We start from the raw sequence: 319 nt of genomic DNA, 5'->3' as shown, positions 1-319 counted from the left end.
TTACAGAAGTCACTGTAACGGCGCGTTTTTATATGTATAGATCTTTAAACTGGAGCTTTGTACAGCTTATTAGCGACGTGCTTTACCGCGGTTTTGGTGAATCTTAAGCTTCGCTTTCATCTTACGTTTTTCTGATGAACGGCTCTTGCTGCGACCACCACGATCGGGCGCTAGATCTTTTTCAAGGCTTGGTTCAAAGCCCTCTAGCCACTCTTGAGGCAAGCGCGTATCAAGTAATCGCTCAATGTCACCCAATAGGTAAGCTTCATCCTGACTCATCAAAGAGATCGCTAAGCCGCTGTTACCCGCACGGCCAGTA

The 319-nt window shown here is 46.7% G+C and carries 1 pseudogene; it reads right to left on the bottom strand.

Going from position 1 to position 319, the window contains the following annotated elements:
- Positions 1-69: 69 nt before the first annotated feature.
- Positions 70-319, bottom strand: a pseudogene (locus AB4185_RS13725) (ATP-dependent helicase); the annotation flags it as partial.

The sequence above is a fragment of the Vibrio sp. 10N.286.48.F5 genome, assembly GCF_041469785.1.
Lineage (GTDB): Bacteria > Pseudomonadota > Gammaproteobacteria > Enterobacterales > Vibrionaceae > Vibrio > Vibrio crassostreae_C.
This window is presented reverse-complemented; position numbering and strand designations above follow the sequence as displayed.